Below are 430 nucleotides of genomic sequence, written 5' to 3' on the forward strand. Positions count from 1 at the left end.
GAAGGCCGCAAGAAATTAGTAGATGCAGTATTAAACTCTTTCACAGAAGAAGAAAGAGCGAAACGCGGTAAAATTTTATTAGATCGTTTTTTAAGCACGCCTGCACAAATCGTTGTATATATAAATGAAGATCCGCGTCAAATTCAACGTGATGAAGATTATGCTGCAACATGTGCATTCATGCAAAACTTCCAACTTCTTGCTTGGGAACGCGGATTAGGTTGCGTTTGGAAATCAGGCGGATTAAACTACAATCCATTATTTATAGAAGGAATCGGTTTAACAAGAGGCCAACGTATCGTTGGAATTCTTCATATCGGCTATTTCGATAAAGCACCAGAAGGAAAAGCTCGTACTCCAATTATGGAGAAGATGGAGATTATTGAAGGTTAATAGATGAGACATTCTCGTTTTTACGAGGGTGTCTTTT

General features: G+C 38.4%; 1 protein-coding gene. It reads left to right on the forward strand.

Features of this window, described 5'->3' with window-relative positions; genetic code table 11:
- Positions 1–393 (forward strand): nitroreductase family protein (locus SB717_RS33825; protein WP_410907178.1); only part of this gene is annotated, 393 nt, incomplete at its 5' end.
- Positions 394–430 lie beyond the last annotated feature (37 nt).

The sequence above is a fragment of the Priestia sp. SIMBA_032 genome, from assembly GCF_046535215.1.
GTDB lineage: Bacteria > Bacillota > Bacilli > Bacillales > Bacillaceae_H > Priestia > Priestia aryabhattai.